This window comes from Micromonospora sp. DT4 (assembly GCF_049841675.1).
Taxonomy (GTDB): domain Bacteria; phylum Actinomycetota; class Actinomycetes; order Mycobacteriales; family Micromonosporaceae; genus Micromonospora.
In genome coordinates, this window is record NZ_JBNCKT010000498.1 from 1 (window position 1) to 248 (window position 248).

Here is a 248-nt window from a genome sequence, read left to right on the forward strand (position 1 = left end):
CTCCTTCGGCCTTGGACGAACCCGGACGCGGTGCCGCCAGCGCTCTGGCTATCGCCGCCATCATGGATCTCGGATGCCGACTCGGTGCGCAGCGGCGGCTCGACACCGCGCTGCACGTCACCGGACAGAGCCGGCCCCGACGGTGGCAGGGCCAGCATGTCCGGCTCGGAACCGTCGTGGACGGGGTACTGGCTGGCGCCAGCGGCCCAGAGGACGTCGTCAAGGCCGGGGAGGGGGTTGTTGTGGTG

General features: G+C 71.4%; 1 protein-coding gene. It reads left to right on the top strand.

The features are described from left to right. Positions 1 to 62: 62 nt before the first annotated feature. Positions 63 to 248: hypothetical protein (locus tag ACLQ24_RS30670; RefSeq protein WP_425895204.1), on the top strand; the 186-nt coding region annotated here is incomplete at its 3' end.